Here is a 26,072-nt window from a genome sequence, read left to right as displayed (position 1 = left end):
GCCGCTGTAACGCAAACGATTTCAGAATTTCACTAGTGACCCAAATACACTTCGATAACTTTAGGGTCTTTCTGCACTTCTTCCATTTCGCCAGCGGCAAGAATTTTACCTTGGTGCAGCACCGTTACTTTATGAGCAATTCGAGCGACGAATTCCATGTCGTGCTCAATAACCAGCACTGACCGACCTTTACTAATCTTGTTCAACAACTCTGCGGTTTGTTCTCGCTCTTTTACGCTCATACCGGCAACAGGCTCATCTAGCATCAAGAGCTGAGGGTCTTGAATGAGCAGCATGCCAATTTCTAGCCACTGTTTTTGGCCGTGACTTAGCAGACCTGCCTCGGTATCCAAAAAGGATTCCAGCATAATCTGCTGAGCCACTTCGATAATTTTGCTATGCACTTCTGCATCGTGCTTGAACAGCAATGAACCAAATACACCGCGACCACGGGGATAAGAAACTTCTAAGTTCTCCATCACGCTCAGATTTTCGTAGATGGACGGTGTTTGGAATTTTCGTCCTACCCCTGCGCGAACAATCTCGTGCTCGGACAGGTTAGTTAATTCTTTATTCAAAAACTTTATGCTACCCGAGGTTGATTTTGTTTTGCCGCAGATCAAGTCAAGTACGGTGGTTTTACCTGCACCATTCGGCCCAATAACCACATGCAGTTCGTTTCTATCCAGATAGAAGTTCAAGGAATCTACGGCTTTAAAACCATCAAACGATACCGTTAGATCTTCTATTGCGAGGGTGAAATCGGTATTCGTGGACATGTTCATGATTTTGACCCCTCTAGCTCGGCACTATCAACAGAGTTGCTGGCATTAACTTCCTTGCTGGACGCCGGCACAAGCTTGTCGTAAAAGCGGTTTAGAAAACGGAAGTGCTTAGTAATGTGGTGACCGTAGTCCTCCCACAAACCTGCCAAGCCGTTTGGAAAGAACATTACAACCGCAATGAACAGACCGCCCATTAAGAACAGCCACAACTCAGGGAAAGATTCTGAGAATGCCGTCTTACCAAAATTAATAAGTAAGGTGCCGTATACCGCACCAATCAGTGACATCCGCCCACCTACTGCAGCAAAGATGACCATTTCTATGGACGGTACGATGCCGACAAAGGACGGTGACATAAAGCCAACTTGCAGGGTAAACATCGCGCCACCAACGGCAGAAATCAACGCCGCAAAGCAGAACACAAATATTTTAAAGTTAGCGACGTCATAGCCTGAGAATCGAACTCGATCCTCTTTGTCTCGCATCGCTAAAAGTAGACGACCAAACTTGCTGGTAAGCACAAAACGCGAGGCGATGATGACTGCTAAAAGTAAGAAACAGTTAATAAAGTAAAACAGATTTTTAGCGCTGTCAGAGGTGATATCCCAACCATTGAGTGTACGTAGATCGGTAATACCGTTGATGCCGCCGGTTAAACCCTGCTGACCAACAATCAGTACCGTTAAAATTACGGAGATAACCTGAGTGATGATCGCGAAGTACACACCACCAACGCGTCGTTTAAACATAGCCGCACCGATGATATATGCGAAGAATGTTGGCACGACTAAAATAGCTATTAAGGTAAAGGTGAAACTGTGGAAGGGCATCCAGAAAAACGGTAGTTCCGTTATTTGGTTCCAGTCCATAAAGTCGGGAATACCAGGAGTAGATTGGATCGCCGTGTTTTCCGGTGACGATGCTTCTAATTTTAAAAACATTGCCATGGCATAACCGCCAATCCCGAAAAATATGCCCTGCCCCAAACTTAAGGTGCCACCGTATCCCCAGAGCAATACCAAGCTAACCGCCGCAAACGCATAGGTCAGGTATTTACCAACAAGGTTTAAGCGAAAGGAATCAAGCATAAGGGGGAAGACAACAAGAATGAGTATTGCGAGTAGGCAAAACCCTATCATCCCCTTTTTATCGCCAAATAATTTTTCGTAAACAAAGCTCATCATTAACTCCCAATAATTTACAACCAGACTTGTTACTAGTGAGCAAGGCTCGTCTTAACGACGAACCTTGCTGGCAAACAGGCCTTCTGGTTTGAACATCAAAATTATTACCAAGGTGAGCAAGGTAAAGACTTTGGCCATTGATCCGCTGATAAAAAACTCGAGGATTGATTGCGCCTGGGCAATTGAAAACGCCGAGGCAATTGTGCCGAACAGACTGGCAGCACCACCGAAGACCACAACCATGAACGTATCTACGATATACAGTGTTCCAGTAGTTGGCCCGGTTGACGCAATAGTCGTAAACGCCGCGCCAGCCATGCCCGCAATACCGCAGCCTAGGGCGAAGGTATAACGGTCAATTTTCTTGGTATTGATACCCACTGCGCCACTCATAACCCGATTTTGCGTGGTGGCGCGTACGCGCAGACCCCAGCTAGATTTGAACATTAAATAGAACACCGCCAAGGTCGTGAAAACAGTCAAACCGAGCACGAACATGCCGTTGATGGGAATATCGATCATGTCTGTGGGTTGCACTGATCCCATCAGCCAGTCTGGCAGAGTTGGGCTTACTTCACGCGCGCCAAAAATGGAGCGGAAAGACTGCTGCATGATTAAGCTCAAACCCCAAGTTGCCAGTAAGGTATCTAAAGGACGTTTGTAGAGATGCCTTATCAAAATAAACTCGGCGAGATAGCCCAGTACTCCCGCAACCAGAAATGCAGCCACTATCGAGAATACAAAATAGTACGGCATAAAGCCGGGTATATAGGTTTCTGTTAAAGAAGAGATTAAATAGGTTGTGTACGCACCCGCGGCCATGAATTCGCCGTGAGCCATATTTATAACACCCATCTGTCCAAAAATAATTGCGAGCCCCAAGGCCATCAGCAACAGTACGCTAAACAAGCTGATGCCGGCGAAGCCCTGCATTGCGAATATCGCGCCTAACTCATCGTAGCTATAACCGCCCATTACTTAGCCTCCGCTAATATATACGTCAACATTCTTTGCACTATTTAATTACTTGGAAAGGATTGGCGAACATCCCTGTTCGCCGGTATTTCTGATATTTTCAGTACAAGCCCTCGGGCTTATTGGTAACCTTCTGGGAATGGATCTGGCTCGATAAGCTCAGAGGTATATACCACTTCAGCTTGACCATCTTTCTTCCACATACCTACTCGCGCTTTACTCCACAAGTGGTGGTTAGGATGAAGCTTCACATAGCCTTCAGGTGCCGTAGTCAGCTCGATGTCGCCTTCTTCAGATGCCGCCACAACCGCGTCAACATCGAAGGTGCCAGCTTTTTCTACAGCCGCTTTCCACAACCAAGGTCCTAGATAAGCAGCCTGAGTAACATCACCAATTACACTGTCGTCGCCCCACATTTCTTTAAACGCTTTTACGAAGGCCACGTTGTTGGGGTTATCCTGACTCTGGAAGTACTTCATGATCGAGTAGAAGCCCTCGAGGTTTTCACCACCAATGCCCAATACTTCATCCTCCGTTACCGAGATAGTCAGCAGAGTTTGTTTCTTGGATGTGATACCCGCAGCTTTCAACTGTTTAAACCATGCAACGTTACTACCACCCACAACTGCGGCGTAAATAACATCAGGCTTTTTCAGGCGGATTTTGTTGATGACCGAACCAAACTGGGTATCGCCCAGCGGCTTGTATTCTTCACCGACAACCTTGCCACCTAACACGTTCTCTATGTGTTTACGGGCAATTTTCATCGACGTACGTGGCCAGATATAGTCAGATCCAATCAAGTAAAAGGTTTTAGCCCCTTTCTCTTTAGCTACCCAGTTCAAACCATCTAGAATCTGCTGGGTTGCTTCCTGACCGGTGTAAATAACGTTCTTAGACTGCTCCAACCCCTCATAAAAAGTCGGGTAGTAAAGCAGACCATTTTCTTTTTCAAACACGGGTAATGCCGCCTTCCGTGATGCTGAAGTCCAGCAACCAAAGACCGCAGCAACCTTGTCATTTACCAACAATTTGCGGCTTTTTTCAGCAAAGGTCGGCCAATCACTGGCGCCATCTTCCTGAATGACTTTGATTTGACGACCTAAAATACCGCCCATTTCATTGATTTGCTTGATCGCTAATTTCTCAGCCTCTTGCGCACCGGTCTCACTGATTGCCATGGTGCCAGTCAGTGAATGTAAAATACCCACGGTCACGGTATCATCTGTTACCGCTTGCCCAGTGGTGGTGGCTGGCGCTGCCAAGCTCAACTGCGATGCTAGGATGATCCCTAGCGGCAGAGCGCTTATAGCTCGAACCACCTTACGGCGGCCCCATAAACGCCGACTATCGGATTTGTCACTCATCGTTACTTCTCCTACGCTACGGTTACTTGATTCGACAGGTAACAGTGTCCGCAGAAGTTCCTTTCCCCACCATGAGGTGAATGCTCCCCCCTAATAAGTCAAATGACGTATATAGCCGAAAATTCCCGCGCGATAGCGTTAGACACTGATAAAATAGATTCCAGCAGACCGAAAGACCTTGAACGAGGGCATTATCTATAGTGGCACTGTTCCTGCTTACTTCCACATAGCTGCCGTCTACTTTGTATTCGCTGCCACTCACCTGCATTTATTAGCCAATGTACGATTGCTAAAATTACGTTGACCGGATGAATGCCTAGCTATGAATTTATTGTTATGAACTTACAGTCATGAACCCCCAACAACGGGTATTCCGCGTTCGCCGTAAATACAATCGCTGGGTAGCGAACGAAACGCTGGAAGACTACGCACTTCGATTTACCGCCAAAGGTGCGCGTCGCTGGTCTGTTGGGCGAGTGTCGAATACCGCCTTGGGGGCAATTTCATTTCTTGCGCTTGAAGCCATTGGCGGCGCAATTACCCTTAGCTACGGTTTTAGCAACACCGTCGCCGCGGTTATTGTCGTCGGTATTATTATTTTTCTTACCGGCCTGCCTATCTGCTACCACGCGGCGCGGCGCGGCGTAGACATAGACTTACTGACCCGCGGTGCGGGCTTTGGCTATATCGGCTCAACCATTACGTCACTTATTTACGCGTCGTTCACGTTTATTTTCTTTGCGCTAGAAGCAGCCATTATGGCTTTAGCCTTAGAGTTAACGATGGATATCCCGCTTAAATATGGCTACTTAATTAGCGCCGTTGTCGTTATTCCATTGGTGACCCACGGAATTACCCTGATCAGTCGCTTCCAGGTTTGGACACAACCGCTGTGGGTTGTACTGCAACTTCTTCCCTTGGTCTGCATCGTCTTTCAGTCTGACGATGCCTTTGACAACTGGGTTGCCTTTACACCAACAGAAGGAAATGGAAATTTAAATATCCTTGCCTTTGGTGCAGCCTCCGCAGTGATTTTTTCGCTTATCGCACAAATCGGTGAACAGGTCGATTTTCTGCGGTTTTTACCCCACCAAGAAAAACCAAATAAACGCTGGTGGCTGGCATTAATTGCGGCCGGCCCCGGCTGGATAATTAGCGGCTCGGTCAAAATTCTCATTGGTTCATTTTTAGCCGTCTTGGCACTCAGCCACGGCATACCATTTACAGAAGCATCCGACCCCAATCGAATGTACCTAACCGCCTTTAGCTATCTCACCAATTCACCTCAGTTAACGCTATTTTTAACGGGTAGCTTTGTTATTTTATCCCAGCTTAAAATTAATGTGACCAACGCCTACGCAGGCTCTATTGCCTGGTCTAATTTTTTCTCTCGCCTAACCCACAACCATCCCGGTCGCGTGGTCTGGTTAGTATTCAATGTCGCCATAGCGCTAATGTTGATGGAGTTAGGCATTTATCGAATTCTTGAAGAAATTCTCACTGCCTACTCCATCATTGCCTTAGCGTGGGTCGGCTCGCTGGTCGCAGATCTTGTCATCAATAGACCACTTGGTCTGCGCCCGGCGACGATGGAATTTAAACGCGCCCACCTCTATGACATCAATCCTGTTGGCGTCGGCTCTATGCTGATCGCGTCAGTGCTTGGCTTTCTCGCCCACCTCGGTCAACTAGGTGAAACCGCGCAGGCACTCGCTTCGTTTATCGCACTTGGCAGCACTTTCATTTTCGCACCACTGATTTGCTGGATAACCAAGGGTAGATTCTATATCGCCCGAGAACCTGTATTAGCCAGCACTGAAATATCCTTACGCTGCTGCATTTGCTACCATCAATTTGAAAGCGAAGACATGAGCCACTGCCCGGCCTACTCCGGGCCGATATGCTCGCTATGCTGCTCATTAGATAGTCGCTGCCACGATATGTGCAAGACCAACTCTCGTATGGCGGAGCAACTAACCAGCGCATTAAGCTTTTTATTACCCGACACATGGATTCGTTCGCTAAATACGCGAACCGGCCACTTTATCGGATTGTTTACCTTAATCAGCTTTATGATCGCCAGTGTACTTGCGCTGGTCTATATACAAATCACCATTGACGAAGGCATGGAGCGTAGCCTCGCGGCCAGCGCACTCAGCAATGTCTTCTTCATACTGCTCATTGTATCTGGCATTTTGGCGTGGATGTTTGCCTTGGTGCACGACAGCCGCCGCGTTGCACAGGAAGAATCGCAACGGCAAACAGAGTTGCTGATGACTGAGATCGCTGCACACAAACAAACCGATATGCAATTGCAGCAAGCCAAAGAAATAGCGGAATCTGCCAACCAAGCCAAAACCCGTTATCTGACCGGCATTAGCCATGAGTTGCGCTCACCACTTAATGCTATCTTGGGCTACGCACAACTCCTCGAAAAAGACCCCAGCATTCCAGCAAGCCGCCTAGACGCGCTTCGCGTGATTAGACGTAGTAGCGAGCACTTGGCCGATTTAATAGAGGGACTGCTAGATATTTCCCGAATAGAAGCGGGCCGACTCGAGCTTTCTCCCTCTGATGTGAATCTCGGCAATTTGCTTGATCAAATTATTAGTATGTTCCAAGTTCAAGCGCAGGCTAAGGGCATAGGCTTTAGCTTTGACCGACTCACACCGTTACCGGAGACAGTTAAAACCGATGAAAAACGACTGCGCCAAATCCTGATCAACCTTATTTCAAATGCGATAAAATACACGCCCGAAGGGCGAGTTAATTTCACCGTAAGTTACCGGAATCAAGTCGCAGAGTTTCGTATTAACGACACAGGGGTCGGCATTGCAGCTGAGGATATCGAGCGGGTATTTAAACCCTTTGAACGAGTCCGTAAACCAGGCTCGCCACACGTTGCCGGCACCGGATTAGGTCTCACTATTACTCGCTTGCTAACCGACATCATGGGTGGCGACATTGCCATACACAGCCAAGTAGGCGTAGGCAGCGAAGTGAAAGTATCGCTCATGCTAAGCAGCACAGACAAGCTCGCCACCTCGACGCCGCTTGAACGCAAAATTATTGGCTACGAAGGCGACGAGAGAACGATCTTCGTTGTAGACGACGAGCCCACTCACCGCAGCCTGCTCAGTGACATGCTCAACCCACTTGGTTTTAATGTCATTACTGCGCCGGACGGGAATACCTGCTTAGATATGTTACGTTACTGTGAACCACAGCCGCAGGTTTTCTTATTAGACATTTCGATGCCCGGGATGAGCGGCTGGGAGCTCGCCGCCGCAATCCGTGAGCGAATACACAATGCGACCATTATTATGATCTCGGCGAATGCCGCCGAAGTCACTCCGGCAAGCAGCGGCGTGCCACCGCACGACGCCTATTTGTTTAAGCCCATCCGGCTTTCTCAAGCACTCGATTACCTCAGCAAGCATGCTGACATTGTCTGGCGCTACGAATCAGAAGAACACCGAGCCGCGTCTCTTTCGGCCAGGCCAAACCATCCTAATTTAGGCTCACCTCTCACCGAGGAAAACCGTCGCGAACTTATCCAATTAGCAAAAATCGGTTACGCCAAAGGCATTAAACATTGTCTAGAAAAAATATCTGAAAAGGGGAATGCCGACCCCGCAACGCTAAACACATTACAAGAGCTTGCCGCTGGATTTCAGTTTGCCGCTCTCATCAACGCATTGGAAGATAGCAAGTCATGAATACAAACCGCGGCAAAAAAGACGTCGTACTGATTGTCGACGACTCACCCGACACACTCAGTATGCTGAACGATACCTTGGACCAAGCTGGCATTACAGTGCTAGTCGCTCTCGAAGGTGCCCAAGCACTTACTATTGCGGCCAATATCACCCCAGACGTGATTTTGATGGACGCACTGATGCCAAATATGGACGGATTCGAAGCCTGCCGTAGACTTAAAGAAAATCGCGACCTTGCCCATATTCCGGTTATTTTTATGACGGGCCTTAGCGACACAGAAAGTATTGTGAAAGGTTTCGCTGCCGGCGGCGTAGACTATATAACCAAACCGGTAAAAGGCGACGAACTCATCGCTAGAATGAAAGCACATCTAGCAAACGCTCGCCTGACTTTGAGCGCCAGAGTTGCATTAGATAGTGCGGGACAATTTTTGTTTTCTGCAGCGGCGGATGGCAGTCTATTATGGGCAACACCACAGGCTTATCATTTACTCGAAGAGGCAGGACTAGACAGTAAGTGGCTAAACGAGAACTTGCCCGCTCAACTGCGACAATTACTCGCACCCCACTTTAACAAAGAAAAAGGCTTGCTAATAAAAGCCGCAGAAAAGCCGCTGGAGATTCGCTACATTAGCCAGACTGGTAACGACGAATACTTGCTACAATTAATTGATCTGGAGCGCCCATCAGACGTGGATCTACTACGCTCAGCATTACCAATTACCGAACGCGAAGCGGAAGTCTTACTGTGGATAGCCCATGGTAAAACCAATCGTGAAATTGGCACAATTTTGAGTATGAGCCCACGCACCGCGAACAAACATTTAGAACAAATTTTCCGCAAACTAAACGTTGAGAACCGCACCGCGGCGGCGGTTATCGCGCTTAAATATTTACATAATTAATTATTTAATCTAAAAAAACAAATAAAGGCAAATAAATTACTGGGCAATAAAATCGGGCCACTGACCGCCCACATAATCTATAAACGTTTCACTCAGCCCTTCGGATAAAAGATACGCTCGACTAACCGGCGTTCTGTTTGGTACAAAATCAGCATTGGCATTCAATAGCATCGGATAATTATGATGCAACATCGCTGCACGCCCCATGAGCACAAAATCTAACCCCGCATCCAAGCCAAACTGAATATCCTCTGGCGTGTAGACTTTTCCCGCCGCCGCCAAGCGCACAGCACCGCGTTCAAGCTCAGTAAAATACGACAATAAACTCCGCCCCTGCAGGGTTTCGTCAACTGGCTCTTTATAAATATTCCACGCCGAGATATCGAGAAAGTCTATTTCCTGCTTAGCAAATAAGACCTTAGCTGTCGCTACGGCCTCGCCAAGTTCAATACCGTGGCGCTCCGGCGTCAAGCGCACGCCAAGCAGGAAATCAGCACCGCAACGTTTACGAATGCCACTGATAATGTCGAATAATACCCGCGAGCGATTCTCCAGTGATCCACCGTATTCGTCTGTTCGTCGATTAAATTCGGAACTCAAAAACTGACAAATAATGTAGTTGTGCGCGGCGTGCAATTCAACACCGTCAAACCCTGCTGCTTTGGCTCGCTCAGCCCCTTGAATGAAGTCCTCAATTAAGCTTTTAACTTCACCATGACTTAAGCCCCTCGCCGCAAACTTTTCCGATGGTGAGGGCGCCACCGGCACTTCGCCGGTAAGCTCACGAGGAGAGCGCAATCCTGCATGATGCAACTGCACCACCGCAAGACTGTTCTCAGCCTTAATCTTTTTAGCCATTTTCCGCAAACCCGGCAATTGGCTATCACTAAAAATACCAAGCTGCCCAGGAAAGCCCTGCCCATTAGCATGAATATGCGCCGCAGCAGTCATCGTTAGACCAAAGCCCCCCTCGGCCCGCATTGTTAACCACTTAATTTCATCGTCAGACAGGCAGCCATCCGCAAAACTTTGGGTATTTGTTAACGGCGCCAAAGACAGCCTGTTTGGCATTTTCTTTCCACATGGAAATACCAGTGGCTCAAATATCATTGTCATTGCGACCTCGCTATGCCGTTGCCGGCAAAATACGTATACCAGTAAATTTTAGATTTTCACCCAAGAACGGGGTTGCACTAGACCTGCCATTCAGCATGGTCGCGAACGATTGACCGCAAGCCTTCTAGCCCCATAGATAATGTCGAGTCTGAACAAGGCGAGCGATAAACTAAAAACACGGGATGCGTAAATTCAGGAGAACCGATAACACGCTCCAACTCACCACTTCGTAGATGAGACTCAACCACCCGCGTTCTAAAATAGCCATTTCCGCCACCACTCAACATAACACGCAGTGCCAATGGCCCGAGGTTAAATGAGAATGCCGCCTGCCTAGGCTGCGGCAATGCGGCATCATACTGCGCTTTAAACTCGGGCCCCCAATCGACAAACAAGTTCGGTGTGGGCTTATCTGGCACCTGCACGTGTATCAGTTTTTCTTCCAGCAGCTGCTCCACCATAAAACCTGAGAAATAATTAGGTTGATGAACAATTGCTGCATCAAGGAGCCCCTTTTCGAGTTTCCTGAGTAAAGTTTTCGCATCGGACACATCTGCATTAACCGCCACACTAGGACAGTACTGTTGCAACCAAGCTACCCAGCTTGTCAAAACTGGATTCCACAAGCTGGTTTCCGCCCCCACACGCAAACGTGACTCTCGCCCTCGCGGTAGCTTCATTTCCGCCTTAGCGCATTCCCAAGTCTGAACGAGTGTTGTTGCGTAGGCGACGAATCGCTCGCCTTCTGCCGTCAGTTTAGCGCCGCTACGATTGCGAACGAATAATTGGCAGGACACTGTTTCCTCTAAGGACTGAACTCTGGCGGTAACAGTCGTCTGGCTGACATGCAACCGCTCTGCCGCGCCGCAAAAGCTCCCTGCACTCATCACCTCTAGGAATGTGCGCGCTAACTCAATATCCATTTGCGACCCTCAACATTGCAGCGCACTTACACCACAACTTACTTCCGAAAATACGAAGCAAACTATCACATATATTCATTATACAGATATAAAAGAAGTCTTTACTATCGCCGCCCCAATATGTGGCACCAATTGTTCAAGGCGCCCCAAAACCACTCAAAGTAAGAACATATCGCCAATGCGCAAATTTATTAATGAACTCGGCCTAATCATCGGTATCGAACAAAACGTCACAGGCCATCTGGAAAAGTGGCTATCCGGGCTCGGTGGTTTCGCCAGTATCTACCTTTGTTACTTTGTTTCGCACTTATTTGTGAAAGACAGCGCAGCGCTGCTCCTCGTTACCTCGACAGGCGCATCAGCGGTACTTATTTTCGCCGTACCTCATGGCGCCCTGTCACAACCGTGGCCAGTTATTGGCGGCCACCTTATCTCGGCCTGTATCGGCGTGTTCTGCCAACAGCATATACCTAACACCCATATAGCCGCTGCTTCCGCTGTCGGACTGTCGATAATGGCTATGTATTATCTGCGCTGCCTACATCCTCCCGGAGGCGCCACCGCACTTTTCGCTGTCGTCGGCGGCAGCAGTATCTTTTCATTAGCTTATCGCTATGCCGCCTTCCCGGTCATGCTAAATGTACTTAGCCTTGTGTTTTGCGGCGTGCTATTTAACGCCTTATTTCGATGGCGCCGCTACCCTAGCTACTGGTTTCATCATCAATACGCCAAGGAATACACCACAGCGAAACTCAATAGTAGCGATATCGCGACTGCTATTTCTCAAGAGGATTTCGCTGCGGCGCTGCAGCAAATGAATTCGTTTATCGATGTGACGCCCGGCGATTTAAATGACTTATTTGAGCGGGCAGTGCACAGCGCTCGGCACAGAAACAAACGTCTTTAAAATTCAGAACACCGGGGACTACCGCAATATTCAAAATGGTGCTACATCTTCAATATACAGCTATCAGCTAAGCCGTTTTAGTAAACAGTAAATCCCACACGCCATGACCTAAACTTTCGCCGCGCTTTTCAAATTTAGTCACTGGCCGATAATCCGGTCTGGGAGAATATTCGCGACCATCAGCCATATTGCTATAGCCCTCGGCATCACTCATGACGTCCATCATATGCTCAGCGTAATTTTCCCAGTCAGTCGCCAAGTGCAAAATACCACCCAGCTTAAGTTTGCTTCGCAGGGTTTGAACAAATAGTGGCTGTATAAGACGGCGCTTGTGATGCCGCGCTTTATGCCAAGGATCTGGAAAGTAGATCTGAACACGGCTAAGACTGTTGTCGGGGATACATTGCGCCAATACTTCCACCGCATCGTCGCAATAGGTACGAAGATTCTTAAGGCCAGCTTCCTGCGCCAAATAGAGCAAACGTCCCACGCCCGGCGTGTGAACCTCTACACCGATAAAGTCATTTTCTGGCGCCGCGGCCGCCATCTCTGCGAGGGAGTCACCCATACCAAAGCCAATCTCTAGCACCACCGGCGCAACACGCCCAAAGGTGGCCTCAAAATTTTGCATGCCGTCGCCGCGCTGCAAACCTAACTCAGCCATATTAATGCCGTAAGCTCGTCGCTGGCCATCGGTCATACGCCCCGTGCGAAGGACAAAGCTTTTAATTCGACGACGAATCGGCGCTGCGTTCTCAGTCATTACATCGCCTTCCATGCTGAATATGCCAAACAAGCCCAAGCCAAAAGAAACATAAGCCCACCAATAGGTGTAATCGCCCCCAACCACCGCGTGCCGGTTAACGCCAAGGCATATAGGCTGCCACTAAATACCAGCACACCGACAAAAAACAATACTGCTGATATACGCAGCGATACATGCTGAACGCCACTGTGCATAAGCACGCCGACAATCAATAGGGCGAAACAATGATAGAAGTGGTACTGAACAGCGGTTTGATATACCGCCATCATCTCTGCCGACAAGCTTGCCTTTAAGCCATGCGCGCCAAAGGCACCCAAGCCAACCGCAAAAAAGCCGAGAATCGCCGCCGCAAAAAGCGTTAGGGATGCCATGTGTTTGCCCTGAAAGTAATAAGTGGCGCTATTGTACGTATCTCTGTGGGCTTAAAAAAGTCAGTCTTTCTATGGCGAGTCAGTTTTACGGGAACAGAGTAGTGATAGACACGAATAAAAAAGCCCCGCGACGCGAGGCTTTCAGTTAAATATATGCAGGGACAGTAGAAAGCCTTAGGCCTCCATCGCCACCCGTAGTTTTTTCATGGCGGCCTGCTCGAGCTGACGTATACGCTCAGCAGACACACTGTAGCGGTCAGCCAAGTCATGCAGGGTAGCTTTGTTATCGTTTAACCAGCGGCTCTGCAGAATATCGCGGCTACGCTCGTCTAGACCTGACAATGCCATAGACAAATTCTGGTGATTACTCTCTTCCAGATTGTCAGATTCAAGCAATAGGGCCGGATCCGCACTGTGATCTTCAAGATAATGGACCGGTGCCACAGGGCCCCGTTCGTCATCAGTGTCGGCGTCAAAGCCAACATCTACCGAGCTTAAACGTCCTTCCATTCTGCGAACTTCAGCGACATCAACACCTAAATCGGCGGCAACTGCATGAACTTCATCATTGCTTAACCAAGACAGTTCTTTTTTCGCGCTACGCAAATTAAAGAACAATTTACGTTGGGCCTTTGTGGTAGCAATTTTAACTATGCGCCAATTACGCAACACGTATTCGTGGATCTCAGCCTTAATCCAGTGGACAGCAAAGGACACCAAGCGAACACCTTTTTCAGGATCAAAACGCTTAACCGCCTTCATTAAACCAACATTGCCTTCTTGGATCAGGTCTGCCTGAGCTAGGCCGTAACCTTTGTAGCTCTTGGCGATGTGCACAACAAAACGGAGGTGCGACATAACCAACTGACGGGCCGCCTCTACATTGCCGTGATAAAACAGATCTTCGGCTAGCTCACGCTCACGCTCTGGGCTAAGCACAGGGATGCTGCCAACCGACTGAATATATGCAGAGAGATCACCACCCGGTACAAGCTGCTGTAACGGCTGTAAATGACTACTCATTGCACATCCTCCTAAATTCGTTGATGAAACCAAGTGAAACACCGATGCTTATTAGAGTACCAAACGCCGCAAAGTTCAAGTACCAAGCCAAAACCCTTATTACCCGGGATTTTGCGAGGTTTTAACGCGGCTCTATGGCCCGTAATTCGCGGCCTACTACTAACCAGGCTCCCAATAGGCCGAGTGCGCCAGCAAAAAGCCACAATACTATAGTATCCACAAAACCGAGGCCCAATAGGTGGAAACCACTCTGGTAAGACAGTGACAATTCAGCAATTGGGCCGCGCAACCACCACAGGCCACCCTGAACAAGCAGCCACGCCAAAAGGCCACCCCCTAAACCATACCAGAATCCGGTATACAAAAATGGCCGACGCACAAAGGCATTGGTGCCGCCGACCAATTTCACCACCAGAATTTCATCTCGACGGCTCTCGATCGCTAATTTAATGGTATTACCAATAATAAGCAGTACACCCACAGCCAACATTGCCGCCAACCCTAGGGTTAAGCGTCTACCCAATTCGGTAATGCGATTAAGCCGCTGCAGCCACTCCATATCTAATTTCGCTAAATCCACCTCGGGAAGCAGACCAAGGTCTCTTTGCAGATCCATGACGGTCGCTGCCGACACGCTGGCCTCCCGCGGCGTCACAACAATCAAACCTGGCAAGGGGTTTGATTCCAGTTCGTCAAGTACATCACCAAAGCCTGAACTGGCGCGAAATTCTTCTAAGGCGCTGGCCGGCGATATATATTCAGCGGCAACCACACCATCACGCGCCGCTATTTTGCTCCGCAGGGCATCTGCCTGACCCGCACTCACCGACGGCTTTAAGAAAAGTGAGATGCGCGCGGCGCCTTCCCAACCGTCACTCACTTCATCTAAATTATTCAAGCCAACATATAACCCCACAGGCAGTGCTAAGGCGATAGCAATCACCAGCGTGGTCATTAAGCTTGTTGCCGGACGTCTCACCAAGCGGCGCAAACTATCTATTGCTACCTGCTGATGGTGACTGCGATACCCCGCCAGTCGGTCACTAAAACTGGTCTTGTGCTTACGCGCGCCCTTAACGTCTTTTCTTCCCGGCGGCGCCTGCAACTGACCCAAGCGGCGTTTGTTCATTTTATTTTGTTTATTCGGGGCCATGATTATCCAACCCCGCAGTCACTAGCTGACCATTACGCAAGGTCAGCAGCCGATATGGCATGCGCGCAATCAAACCTAAGTCATGGGTCGCGATTAATACGGTGACACCGACCTGTTTGAACTGCTCAAACAAATGCATAATTTCCGCAGACAATTGCGGATCGAGGTTACCAGTAGGCTCATCCGCCAGTAATAAAGCAGGCTTATTCACCACCGCACGGGCAATACCCACACGCTGCTGCTCACCACCGGATAACGTCACCGGGTTTTTACGCTCTTTGTCCAGCAGGCCCACCTTGTCGAGCGCCGCTCGCACACGGCGACCAATATCGCGATGACCATAGCCCGCAATAATCAGCGGTAACGCCACGTTGTCGTATACCGTACGATCAAACAATAGCTGATGATTTTGAAACACCACGCCAACCTCGCGGCGCACTTCTGGAATGCGGCGGGCAGGCAGGCGCGATAGATTTCGCCCGCCGACAATAACTTGTCCAGAGCTGGCCCGCTCCATCACCATGATCAGCTTTAGCAAGGTACTTTTTCCGGCGCCACTGTGGCCAGTTAAAAAGCGCATTTCGCCGCGGGGAATATGAAAACTCAGATTGGTGAGCGCTTCATAACCACCTTCGTAACGCTTGCAAACCTGATCAAATTCAATCATTGCTTTTGCTGCCACCCAAATAAGGCACCGACAAACTCATTCGCTCGGAAAGGACGTAAATCCAAAATACTTTCACCCACACCAATGAAACGGATGGGAATACCGAGCTGCTTACTGATCGCGAAGACAATACCGCCCTTTGCCGTGCCATCTAGCTTCGTTAAAGTAAGCCCCGTGACACCAACCGCCTGCTGAAAATGCTTGGCCTGCGACAGGGCATTTTGACCAGTACCAGCATCCAGCACCAACATCACTTCGTGGGGGGCCTCAGGGTCGAGCTTTTTGAGCACTCTCACCACCTTTTTCAATTCTTCCATCAGATTGTCTTTATTGTGCAAGCGCCCTGCGGTATCTGCGATCAATATGTCGACTTTTCTGGATTTGGCCGCTTGCAAGGCATCGAACAATACCGATGCACTATCAGCCCCGGTATGCTGAGCGATCACCGGAACCTCATTGCGCTCACCCCAAACCTGCAACTGCTCCACCGCCGCCGCACGAAAGGTATCCCCCGCTGCCAACATCACCGAACGGCCCCCAGCTTGAAACTGTTTAGCCAGTTTGCCAATGGTGGTGGTTTTTCCAACACCGTTTACACCCACCATCAAAATCACATAGGGCTTATCGCTGACCGGTATCACCAATTCTTCTTCTGCTGCGGCGAGCATGGTACTGAGTTCTTCCTGCAAGGCGACATACAAAGTCTCAGGGTCATTGAGCTCTTTGCGCGATACCCGGCTGGTCAGATTACCGATGATTTCTTGGGTTGCATCAACACCAACGTCGGCCATCAATAAATGGGTTTCGATCTCTTCAAGTAACTCGTCATCAATTTCTTTGCGACCGAGGAATAAATTAGCCATGCCCTCGCCGAGCTGCGCGCCGGTCTTGCTCAAGCCTTCGCGAAAGCGAACCAACAGTGACGCCTGCTCTTCGGGTGATAATTCAAGATGTTGCCAAGGCGCTATTTCCGCATCATCGATAAAACCTTCGGCCGCCGCTAGCGCCGCCTGGTCTTCCTCTGAGCCGACAAAAGACTCTTTAAAACGGGCAAATAAACCCTTCTTTTTTACTTCCGGTTCAAGTTCCGACGGTGTTGCGTTATCTGTCATGCGGGTATTTAAATTCCGAGGTAAGGTTTACAGCAAAAATAAAAGCCTTATCCTACCATTTCTCTGAGTAACTGGCACCGGAATACCCATGCGCAAACCGCAAGGCCATCACAATAAAGAACCACAAGGCATTTTGAGAATCATTGGCGGACAGTGGCGCAGCAGAAAGCTGCACTTTCAGGCCGCCGAGGGACTGCGCCCAACCAGCGACCGCATTCGAGAAACCCTGTTCAACTGGCTCAGCCCGACGATTCACGGCGCACACTGCCTCGACTTATTTGCCGGTTCGGGAGCATTGGGACTAGAAGCCCTGTCACGTTACGCCGACCACTGTGACTTTGTCGAAACCGACGCCAATACCTGCCGCGATATACGCGAGCACCTAAACATATTGCAGTGCAGCTCCGGACTCGTTCACTGCCAAAGCGCCGAGACATATCTGGCTAACAGAACAATAGCGCACGACATTATTTTTCTAGATCCACCATTTCACAAAGCGCTGCTGGCACCGGTGATAGCAGCACTAGCGAGTAAACACTTAAAATTCGGCACACTTATTTATATTGAAACAGCGACTGACGAGCCGCTGCCATCGTTGCCGACTAATTGGCATATTGAAAAAGAAAAGAAAGCGGGCCAGGTCAATTACCGCCTGATCTCAGTCAGTTCTTAAGAAAAATCAGACCTTACTAAGGGAATTCTCCCGAGCTCTGGACTCGATTAGCATGATCTTCTAAGTAGCCACACGTGAGTTTATTTCGGTTCGATAGCCACGCCATAAAAGCCCAAAGGACAGTCATCACAAATATTTTTCAAACACTGAGCAAGCAAATAAAAAAATCGCACCAAATAAAGGCGCCACACTATCCTTCAGCACCAAAAACAATCAACAAAGAGTGCGAGTTTAAATACCCAAACAAACTCTCACCCGCCTCATGAAGTTGGCTTTAGGGGGCTTCGCTGACACACATGAATAATGAGCACACCTATTTAAATATTTAACCGCACCATTTTAGATGTCGTAGACAGCACCATGCACTGAACGTGAACAAAATCAAGCAGCCCCTATAAGCTACACACTCGGTAATGCGGGTGCGGGTGCGGGTAACTGCTTTATTCTTTAAACCAATGTATTTCTACGCTGGCGAAAGAGGTTTAGCGCAAACACGGCAAACGAAAATAGCGGTAAAGTGCCGGGAATATAAAACCCGTAGACCACCAATGCCTCAATACCGCTTTCGGGAATAATTAGCCGCTTCCCTATAAACAAGGCATTAATCAGTGGGCCGACGATATTGGCATAACAACCCAGCACTAACGCTATCCGAGCAAGAGTAATTAGTTTTCCCGCGTGATTTACACGCTGCCACACTCCGGCCACAGCCAACACAAGAACACCATTTAGAATGCCTTCCATATGTGCAAAGCGCCACGCACCGTAAGCAGGATCAACCACCTCCATCGTGGATGCAGCATATGAAAACCCGATTCCCGCTAGCAGACCGAGAAACAAAATGACAACGCCATGCAAAGCCAAGCTACGCTGTTGCTCAGCCGCAACTACAGAATCCGACATACACTATTCCTTTATTATTTTTTGCGCAGATGTCCGCTATTGTGGCTTGCAGATAAACACGGGAATATCTCGATCAGTTCGCGCCTGATACTCGTCAAAATCTGGGTACAAACTCAGTAAATGCGGCCACAGATCTCTCTTTTGATCGTCATCCGCCTGAATTGCAAGGTAGGACTTTTTATCACCGCGCACCATGATATCGATCTCTGGTTGAGCGGCGATATTGAAATACCATTGCGGATGCTTTTCCATACCACCCTGAGATGCCACCAATAATTTATTATCACCCCACGGCAGATGAATTAAGGCAATTTCGCGCCGTTCACCGCTCTTACGGCCAGTCATACCAACGATACAAATGGGGAAACCACCGGGGAAATTTTTTAATAACCGTCCGCCACTTTTCTTATAAACCCACACATTGAATCGCGTGTAATGTTTCATCACTCGCTGAATCAAACGCTGCCACTTCAGTGGAATCTCGTCGACATCCTCCCGACGAGTTTTCACGTAATCAAGCTTCTTCGTCATATTTTTATTCTCGTAGAGCTATAGCTAGAGCGGAAAGTAGCGAACACATCTACTCCCCTAAGTGAGGGCTGACTCAATATTGTATAGGCATCAATGAGGTATAGACGTCGTCCGTCTGGAGGGGGAAACAGCTAGAGCTAGCGACAACTCAAAATGATCGAGTTATCGCTAGCCTAACTAAGCAAACGTGGCTAACCGATCCAGTTTGGCTTGCGACGCAAGTCGAGGGTGTGTGGATACTCACCAGGTGACTCTTCTGGCGGCGGCGCCATAGGTCGTGGTGGCTCGGCAAAGAACTCCCGCACCGCGTCCAAATCAGGCCTTGGTGTGTATGGCCCAGGTGTGTGCGCTACCGTACTGAAGCGATTACCACGTCGCGATTCTGCTTCAAACGCGTTCACCGGGAAGGTTTCGTAGGTACGCCCACCGGGATGAGACACATGATAACTGCAGCCCCCGACAGAACGCCCCGTCCAAGTATCGATCAGGTCAAACACCAGCGGCGTATGCACTCCGATAGTAGGATGCAACGCTGATGGCGGTGCCCAAGCCCGATAGCGCACACCAGCGACATATTCACCATGACGCCCAGTATTTGCCAGCGGCACTCGGCGACCATTACACGCAAGAACATAGCGACTATCGGTTAACCCGGTCAGTTTAACTTGTAGCCGCTCAACAGACGAATCAACATATCGTGCCGTACCAAAGCTGCCTACCTCTTCACCGAGCACATTCCAAGGCTCAACAGCCCAGCGCAATTCGATTTCAATCTCATCAAGCTTGACGCGACCGTAGTGAGGGAAACGAAACTCTTCAAAAGGCAATAGCCATTCGGCTTTAAATGGATAGCCCGCGCGCTCCAAATCGGCCACAACATCTTTCATGTCTTGCCACAAATAATGCGGCAGCATGAACTTATCGTGCAGGGCTGTACCCCAACGAACCAAAGGTTTCTTGTAAGGCTCATTCCAGAATCGTGCAACCATAGTTCGAATCAACAAAGCCTGCACCAAGGACATCCGGCTATGTGGCGGCATTTCGAAGCCCCGAAATTCGAGTATGCCCAATCGGCCGGTTGCACTGCCCGGCGCATACAGCTTATCTATACAAAACTCAGCGCGATGGGTATTACCGGTAATATCGATGAGCAGGTTACGCATTAACCTGTCCACCAACCAAGGCTGCTCCGCCAGCCCGTCAGGCATTTGCTGAAACGCGATCTCCATCTCGTACATCATTTCATCGCGACCCTCATCAGCTCGCGGCGCCTGACTCGTCGGCCCAATAAATGCACTTGAGAAAATATATGACAAGCTTGGATGATGCTGCCAAAACGTGACCAAACTGCGCAACAGATCTGGACGTCGTAATATGGGGCTGTCACTAGGCGTTACACCGCCCAAAGTAATGTGATTACCGCCGCCGGTCCCGGTATGACGGCCATCTAACATAAATTTTTCTGCTGCGAGACGCGATTCACGTGCCGCGGAATACAACTCAGTGGTGTTCGCCACCAATTCTTTCCAGCTCGATGTGGGGTGTACGTTCACCTCGATAACACCTGGGTCCGGCGTCACCAAGAGCTTTTGTAAGCGAGGATCACGTGGCGGCTCATAGCCTTCTAAAATTACCGGGACACTGAGCTCTTTAGCGGTTTCTTCGATCGCCGCCACTAGTTCAACATAATGTTCAAGGCTGTGTAGTGGTGGCATAAAGATATGCACTTTCCCTGCCCTCGCCTCGAGACACATTGCCGTTCTTACCAAGCTCTGGGCGTACTTGAGCTTGTCAGCCAACGCCTTAGACGCACTTTGCAAGCGCTGTGGCGTCGGCGCGGTAGGCTCAATTGGAAAATGAATATCTTGACGAGCCTGCAGTGGGCCTCGCTCTTCAAAAGGATCGCGATCTGGCTGAATTTCAGGCTCTTCTAATTCAGGCAAGTCCCCCAAAGGCAAGCGCAACCCCATCGGAGAATCACCGGGAGTGAGTATCAGACGCTCGCGCTTTACATTCCAAACACTGCTTATCCACTCGCCTATCACCGGCTCCCACGCTAGCGGAACGACATAGCCAGTAGGGTCTTTAAAACCTTGCTCTAGCAATCGCGCAAGACGCCGACGACCAAGATCATCACTGATTTTAGACGCTAGAATATCGATATTCTTCGGTATTTTTTGCTCCTGTAATAAGTAGTACAGGGCATCCTCGTATGCGGGTTGCACATAGTCTTTAGCTAAACTTAGCTTTTCTGCCAGACTTAACGCGAACTTTTCTGAGGTCGCCACATTGTGGCCGTAGTCATTATCAACTCGAGCCAAAAGCGCCGAATCAGCCCACAGCGGCTCATTATCTTTTCGCCAAAACAAACCTAGCGCCCAGCGCGGTACTTCCTCACCGGGGTACCATTTCCCCTGGCCATAATGCAATAAGCCCTGCGGCGCAAAATGATCACGCAATTTCAACAGCAGTGTTTTCGCTAAACTTATCTTTTCGGCGCCAAGCGCCTCTATATTCCACTGGGGGGATTCCATATCATCAACAGATACAAATGTAGGCTCACCTCCCATCGTAAGTCGAACATCATTTTTAATGAGATCGTCGTCAACTTGTTCGCCAAGCAATAAAATATCAGCCCACTGATCGTCACTATAAGGCTTGGTAACGCGGGGATCTTCATGAACACGCTCAACAACATTGGAATAATCAAATTCCACTTCACACTCATCGGTATAACCTTCTATGGGCGCCGCAGACACCGGATCGGGAGTACACGCAAGCGGAATATGACCTTCGCTAGCAAACAAGCCTGACGTAGGATCAAGGCCGATCCAACCGGCGCCCGGAATGTATACTTCACACCAAGCGTGCAAATCAGTAAAGTCTTCTTCTGGACCACTCGGGCCATCCAAGGACTTTTCGTCAGAGGTTAACTGCACCAAATAGCCGGACGCGAAGCGCGCCGCTATACCCAAGTGACGAAACAACTGCACAGCTAACCACGCGGAATCACGGCAGGAGCCTTTCGCCAATTGCAATGTTTCTTCGGGGTCCTGTACGCCAGGCTCAAAACGAAGGCAGTACTCAATTTTCTTTTCAAGGGTTTGGTTTACCTCAACCAGAAAATCATTCACCGGGCGCTTCGTATTGGAAATTGACTTCACTAATTTATTGAATAATTTACCCTGTTTTTCTTTCTCAAGATAAGGTGCCAACTCTTTCTTAAGTTGCTTTTTATAGTAGAAAGGAAATTTCTCTGCGTATTCCTCAACGAAGAAGTCAAAAGGGTTGATAACGGTCATATCCGCCAGGACTTCGACTTCGACCGAGAATTTATCGGTTTTCTCTGGAAAAACCAGTCGGCCCAAGTAATTGCCAAACGCGTCTTGCTGCCAGTTCAAAAAATGCGTTTCAGGTACAATCTTCATACTGTAACTGTGAATTGGCGTTCTGCTATGCGGCGCCGGCCGCAGGCGTATAATGTGTGGCGAAAGGTTAACTAGGCGGTCAAAACTATAATAAGTCTTGTGATGAATAGCCACGCGAATTGTCATTACTTCTCCTGCGGAAAACGCATTTACGTCAACATCCGTTTATACATTGAATATATCTACGAAACACAAGGCCTGGCTAAACAACTCTGATAGACCAATATGCATATATCCTATAAGCATAGACCTTGTGCCTTACAAATTAACTACGGCTTTATAGCGAAACACGAAGATTGAAGGGGGATACATTTAAACCCGTGGAACACAATCTACTTAGTGCTACTTCTAGTTCTAGCACACATCGCGCCAACTAACACTCGCCACGTCAAGGCGGATCAAAGATGACGTATCACTCGAAGAAGAAGGTAATCTAGTTCAGACGGGGTATGCAGTAAAGCTTACTTTGAAAAATAGACATCAAGCTTTATAGTAAAACTTGCTTCCGCATTCCAACCTTCGGTTCTTGGGAAAAACACTTCCGGTCCAGCGGTAAGAAAAATCCAGTCCTCATACAGCTTATAACTGTAGTTCGAGCCAACAAAATAAGCGGTCATTCGTGCACTGTCTTCCGTTGAGAAGACCGTGCCGACACGATATTCCATTGCTGACCGCTGAGATAGCCCCTGCGCTAATGAAAAAACATGCACATTTTCGAAAAAGTCATTTTGGTCCTCAAACTCGAGAACGGTATAGTAGCGAAGCCCCATTTTTTCACCCAAGGGCCGGTGCATTTCAAACTCGCTAGTCTCTCCCCAACCACGATCACTGAAATACCAAATTTCTTGAGTAAACTCCGGTAGCCACTCCCCCCAGTTATCCATGGGACGAGTCAGGCGATATCTACCGAAGGTCACTAATGGCGCGCGCAACTTGATACCGATCCTCGCCGAACGCTTCCATTTATTCCACTCGCCCTCTGGCGTCAATTCGATACCAGACACTGATTCTTTGCGGCGAAAACGCTCTCCCGTCGAATTACTTCTAACCCGCTCCTCCAGAGAGTTTTCAGTGTATTCGTCGCTACTAAAGAACAGCTTTGCATTTCGCTGAGTATTTGGCAGATCAAACTTCGCTTTCACTCGAACATCGGTCTGAATAATACCGTGCTCTTCCCAGGTCTGCTTTAGCTGCAACTTAACATAACTCTCGTTTTGGTAGTCCGGTGGAGAATCTTCTTTCGTAAAAAAGTAGTCAACGCCCTCTGCAAAATCGACCCAACGCTCCGACCAAGTATCTCGAGTAGACTCTGCACCATGAAGAGTGCGACTGAATAACCCGCGCGCCTCATCATCCGGCTCTCCTTGATCGCCGGCATGCACGGCACCTAGCCATAGATAGGCACAAGCTAGCAACGAAAACTGTTTAAAACTAATTACCAGCGGGCGCATGTAAAAAACTACTCTTATTTAAAAACTCGCAATAGAACTATAGGAAGTGAAACACTATCCGTCCATCACTCAAATACAAAAAAAGGCACCCTAGGGTGCCTTTTCGCAGAATTTCAAAGATGCTTACTTAGCCATCCTTCAATCCTTCTTGCCGTTCAATTTCTTTCGTCATGAACTCCATCCATGACTTCGCATAGTCGGCAGACTTTTCGCTTTTCGCAGCTTCTTTAAACGCTTTGCGAGCACCGTCATACTCTTGAAGGTTAAAACGAGCCATACCAAGCACTAAATACGCGCTATCAGGACGCTTTAGATCACCTTTCTTAAACGCATTCTCTATGGCCTTTTCTGCCTTATCGAACTCGTCATTATCAAGATAGATGTTCCCCAATCGCGACCACAGTTCACCCTTATCGGATTTCGCTGCTGCTTTTTCCATTTCTGGAATCGCCTTCTTCAATTCCTGAGCCTGGCGCCAGGCGTTGCCTAACAACTCAAGATTCTTAGATGTCGCAGGGATTTCACCCTTTTTAATACCTTTATCAAGCACTTTAGCTGCTTTGTATGGCACTTCCTGAGACAGGAAGAGGTACGCCATATTGATTAGCTCTTTATCATTATCCAGAACACCTTCGGTGTAAGCCGTCTCCATTGCTGCAGTAGACTTAGCATCCATTTTGAGTTCGTTGTACATTGCTGACAACTGAAGCCAGTAGGCTTTTTTCTGGTAATACTTTAGCGTCTCTTCAAGAATCGCAGCTACGCGCTTAATATCATTCTTTTCATAGTACAAATAACGCTGCAAGCCCCACCACTGCTCTTTAGGGACTTTCCCGCGGCTCGTGTAGTCATTGATTGCAACTTCAATATACTTCAACGCACGGTCAAGATCTTTAAGCTGGTAGTAACCCTGCGACAAAAGCGCATATGCGCCAGCACCAGGATCTTCGCCTAAGGCTTGCTTGGCTTTGAACCACTCTAACAGAGTGCTTACGCCGCCTTTGTAATCTTCTTTTACAAAGTAAAGCTGGGCAATGGTGTATTTAGTGTTTAACTCCATGGCTTCCGGAATATCCGGCTGCTTTACAACGTTACGATATGCATCTAGCGCTAACTCATACTTTTCCTGAGTAAAGTAAATAAACGCATACATATTGTAGAGATTGGCAAGCTCATAGCTATTCAGCGAGTTCCGACCCTCTGTATCACGGAGATCATTGAGTAACTTGATGGCTTCATTGTACTTTTTCGCGTCCGCCGCTTCCTGCGCTGCATTTAGCTTTTCATAAATTTTAGCGCGGATAGCTGGCGTTCTACGTGTGCTCTTTTTGGGCTTCTCTTTCTTCTCAGCGGCGTGGGCAATGCCCACGCTCTGCTCACCAAGCACCGGCTGTAAGGATGAACTTACAATTGGCATGGCAAACACTGTAGCTACACCGAGAGCGATAGAACAACCCAGCTTGACCAACACCGGACGCAACGATTTAGTGCTCAAGTGATAATCAGACATCATTTTTCCAACTCATAAGTGAACCGGTTTTGTATGCCCGGAACCTCAATAGGCTCGCCATCAGACACACGCGGTTTGTACTTAAATTTCTCAGCTGCCTTGATCGAAGCACGCTCGAAATATCCCGACGGCTCGCAATCTACCGCAACGATATCCCTAGTGGTACCCGCCTTGGTTACCGTGTACTCAACCGTACAGTAGCCAGTTACACCACGACTCTGCGCACGACGCGGATATATAGGGGCAACTTTAACGATTGGCAAGTACTCGCCATCAGAGGCTGAAAGCCCGCCAGCGGTATTTGTCAAATCAACACTCTGAGCTGGGGTCATATTGACAACATCCAAATTTGGATTGATGTCTTCCATCTCAGGTTGCTCCATATCCGGCGGTGGCTCATCTGGCTCCTTCGGCTTATCGGGCTTGCTGTCCTTCATTGTTTCAATTTTGGTGTCCGGCATCTGTATATCAGCTAGCTTTGTACGCGGCTTTTCGTCCAGCGTTTTGTCAGCCATCTCGATAAGATATGGCATCAGGATGAACAGCGATGCTGTCACCACAAATGCCAATACCGCACCAATTAATAGTCGAATAATATTCATA

At 48.6% G+C, this 26,072-nt stretch carries 22 protein-coding genes; 4 read left to right on the top strand and 18 right to left on the bottom strand.

The features are described 5' to 3' along the window. Window positions 1-32: 32 nt before the first annotated feature. From urtD to urtA, 4 genes are all read right to left on the bottom strand, one after another. On the bottom strand, window positions 33-779 hold the full coding sequence (gene urtD, locus O9X78_RS05785) for an urea ABC transporter ATP-binding protein UrtD (RefSeq protein ID WP_269618742.1): 747 nt from the start codon (window positions 777-779) through the stop codon (window positions 33-35). Between the two features lie 2 nt (window positions 780-781). Then, window positions 782-1,966 carry an urea ABC transporter permease subunit UrtC gene (gene urtC, locus O9X78_RS05780; RefSeq protein ID WP_269618665.1) on the bottom strand — a complete coding sequence of 395 codons (1,185 nt, stop codon included), beginning with the start codon at window positions 1,964-1,966 and terminating at the stop codon, window positions 782-784. A gap of 54 nt (window positions 1,967-2,020) precedes the next feature. Continuing rightward, the gene (gene urtB / locus O9X78_RS05775) at window positions 2,021-2,944 is read right to left on the bottom strand and encodes an urea ABC transporter permease subunit UrtB (RefSeq protein WP_269618664.1); all 924 of its coding nucleotides are present in this window, start codon (window positions 2,942-2,944) and stop codon (window positions 2,021-2,023) included. A 119-nt stretch (window positions 2,945-3,063) separates the two neighbouring features. Then, window positions 3,064-4,311 carry an urea ABC transporter substrate-binding protein gene (gene urtA, locus O9X78_RS05770; RefSeq protein ID WP_269618663.1) on the bottom strand — a complete coding sequence of 416 codons (1,248 nt, stop codon included), beginning with the start codon at window positions 4,309-4,311 and terminating at the stop codon, window positions 3,064-3,066. Window positions 4,312-4,661: 350 nt separating this feature from the next. Here urtA and O9X78_RS05765 point away from each other — a divergent pair, with 350 nt between their 5' ends. Together O9X78_RS05765 and O9X78_RS05760 are read left to right on the top strand one after the other, a co-directional pair. Next, entirely contained in the window at window positions 4,662-8,030 is a 3,369-nt protein-coding gene (locus O9X78_RS05765) for a hybrid sensor histidine kinase/response regulator (protein WP_269618662.1), read from the top strand. After that, window positions 8,027-8,935, top strand: coding sequence for a response regulator transcription factor (locus O9X78_RS05760; protein WP_269618661.1), 909 nt, complete (start codon window positions 8,027-8,029; stop codon window positions 8,933-8,935). The genes O9X78_RS05765 and O9X78_RS05760 overlap by 4 nt, the downstream gene beginning before the upstream one ends. 36 nt (window positions 8,936-8,971) lie before the next feature. Here the strand turns inward: O9X78_RS05760 and O9X78_RS05755 are convergent, their stop codons facing one another. Both O9X78_RS05755 and O9X78_RS05750 read right to left on the bottom strand, forming a co-directional pair. Next, window positions 8,972-10,051 (bottom strand): NADH:flavin oxidoreductase, encoded by a 1,080-nt coding sequence (locus tag O9X78_RS05755; RefSeq protein ID WP_269618660.1) that lies wholly within the window; start codon window positions 10,049-10,051, stop codon window positions 8,972-8,974. A gap of 77 nt (window positions 10,052-10,128) precedes the next feature. Continuing rightward, complete coding sequence (locus O9X78_RS05750; RefSeq protein ID WP_269618659.1) at window positions 10,129-10,974, bottom strand: LysR family transcriptional regulator; 846 nt, start codon at window positions 10,972-10,974, stop codon at window positions 10,129-10,131. A 178-nt stretch (window positions 10,975-11,152) separates the two neighbouring features. On the opposite strand from O9X78_RS05750, the gene O9X78_RS05745 reads away from it, so the two are divergent. After that, window positions 11,153-11,881: an HPP family protein gene (locus O9X78_RS05745; RefSeq protein WP_269618658.1), complete on the top strand. Its 729-nt coding sequence runs from the start codon at window positions 11,153-11,155 to the stop codon at window positions 11,879-11,881. A gap of 67 nt (window positions 11,882-11,948) precedes the next feature. On the opposite strand, the gene trmB is transcribed toward O9X78_RS05745, so the two are convergent. The 6 genes from trmB to ftsY all read right to left on the bottom strand — a co-directional run bounded on the left by trmB (window position 11,949) and on the right by ftsY (window position 16,973). Beyond that, window positions 11,949-12,644, bottom strand: a complete 696-nt coding sequence (trmB, locus tag O9X78_RS05740; RefSeq protein ID WP_269618657.1) for a tRNA (guanosine(46)-N7)-methyltransferase TrmB — start codon at window positions 12,642-12,644, stop codon at window positions 11,949-11,951. Then, window positions 12,644-13,018, bottom strand: a complete 375-nt coding sequence (locus O9X78_RS05735) for a DUF423 domain-containing protein (protein ID WP_269618656.1) — start codon at window positions 13,016-13,018, stop codon at window positions 12,644-12,646. The genes trmB and O9X78_RS05735 overlap by 1 nt, the downstream gene beginning before the upstream one ends. Window positions 13,019-13,192: 174 nt before the next feature. Then, entirely contained in the window at window positions 13,193-14,041 is an 849-nt protein-coding gene (rpoH, locus tag O9X78_RS05730; protein WP_269618655.1) for an RNA polymerase sigma factor RpoH, read from the bottom strand. 121 nt (window positions 14,042-14,162) lie between these two features. Beyond that, the gene (gene ftsX, locus O9X78_RS05725; RefSeq protein WP_269618654.1) at window positions 14,163-15,194 is read right to left on the bottom strand and encodes a permease-like cell division protein FtsX; all 1,032 of its coding nucleotides are present in this window, start codon (window positions 15,192-15,194) and stop codon (window positions 14,163-14,165) included. Beyond that, the gene (gene ftsE / locus O9X78_RS05720; protein WP_269618653.1) at window positions 15,181-15,861 is read right to left on the bottom strand and encodes a cell division ATP-binding protein FtsE; all 681 of its coding nucleotides are present in this window, start codon (window positions 15,859-15,861) and stop codon (window positions 15,181-15,183) included. The genes ftsX and ftsE overlap by 14 nt, the downstream gene beginning before the upstream one ends. Continuing rightward, window positions 15,858-16,973: a signal recognition particle-docking protein FtsY gene (gene ftsY, locus O9X78_RS05715; protein ID WP_269618652.1), complete on the bottom strand. Its 1,116-nt coding sequence runs from the start codon at window positions 16,971-16,973 to the stop codon at window positions 15,858-15,860. The genes ftsE and ftsY overlap by 4 nt, the downstream gene beginning before the upstream one ends. An 88-nt stretch (window positions 16,974-17,061) precedes the next feature. On the opposite strand from ftsY, the gene rsmD reads away from it, so the two are divergent. Next, window positions 17,062-17,646: a 16S rRNA (guanine(966)-N(2))-methyltransferase RsmD gene (rsmD, locus tag O9X78_RS05710; RefSeq protein WP_269618651.1), complete on the top strand. Its 585-nt coding sequence runs from the start codon at window positions 17,062-17,064 to the stop codon at window positions 17,644-17,646. 447 nt (window positions 17,647-18,093) lie between these two features. Here rsmD and O9X78_RS05705 read toward each other — a convergent pair whose 3' ends face one another. From O9X78_RS05705 to O9X78_RS05680, 6 genes are all read right to left on the bottom strand, one after another. Beyond that, window positions 18,094-18,549: a styrene oxide isomerase gene (locus O9X78_RS05705; protein WP_269618650.1), complete on the bottom strand. Its 456-nt coding sequence runs from the start codon at window positions 18,547-18,549 to the stop codon at window positions 18,094-18,096. Window positions 18,550-18,585: 36 nt separating this feature from the next. Then, window positions 18,586-19,080, bottom strand: coding sequence for a nitroreductase family deazaflavin-dependent oxidoreductase (locus tag O9X78_RS05700; RefSeq protein ID WP_269618649.1), 495 nt, complete (start codon window positions 19,078-19,080; stop codon window positions 18,586-18,588). A gap of 191 nt (window positions 19,081-19,271) precedes the next feature. Further along, complete coding sequence (locus tag O9X78_RS05695) at window positions 19,272-22,634, bottom strand: transglutaminase family protein (RefSeq protein ID WP_269618648.1); 3,363 nt, start codon at window positions 22,632-22,634, stop codon at window positions 19,272-19,274. A 335-nt stretch (window positions 22,635-22,969) separates the two neighbouring features. Next, window positions 22,970-23,959, bottom strand: coding sequence for a hypothetical protein (locus tag O9X78_RS05690; protein WP_269618647.1), 990 nt, complete (start codon window positions 23,957-23,959; stop codon window positions 22,970-22,972). Window positions 23,960-24,086: 127 nt separating this feature from the next. Further along, window positions 24,087-25,469, bottom strand: a complete 1,383-nt coding sequence (locus tag O9X78_RS05685) for a tetratricopeptide repeat protein (protein WP_269618646.1) — start codon at window positions 25,467-25,469, stop codon at window positions 24,087-24,089. Continuing rightward, window positions 25,469-26,071: an energy transducer TonB gene (locus O9X78_RS05680; RefSeq protein WP_269618645.1), complete on the bottom strand. Its 603-nt coding sequence runs from the start codon at window positions 26,069-26,071 to the stop codon at window positions 25,469-25,471. The genes O9X78_RS05685 and O9X78_RS05680 overlap by 1 nt, the downstream gene beginning before the upstream one ends. Window position 26,072 lies beyond the last annotated feature (1 nt).

It is taken from the genome of Zhongshania aquatica (assembly GCF_027257955.1).
Lineage (GTDB): Bacteria > Pseudomonadota > Gammaproteobacteria > Pseudomonadales > Spongiibacteraceae > Spongiibacter > Spongiibacter aquatica.
Note: the sequence above shows the minus strand (reverse complement) of the source record. Positions and strands in the feature narration are given on the sequence as shown.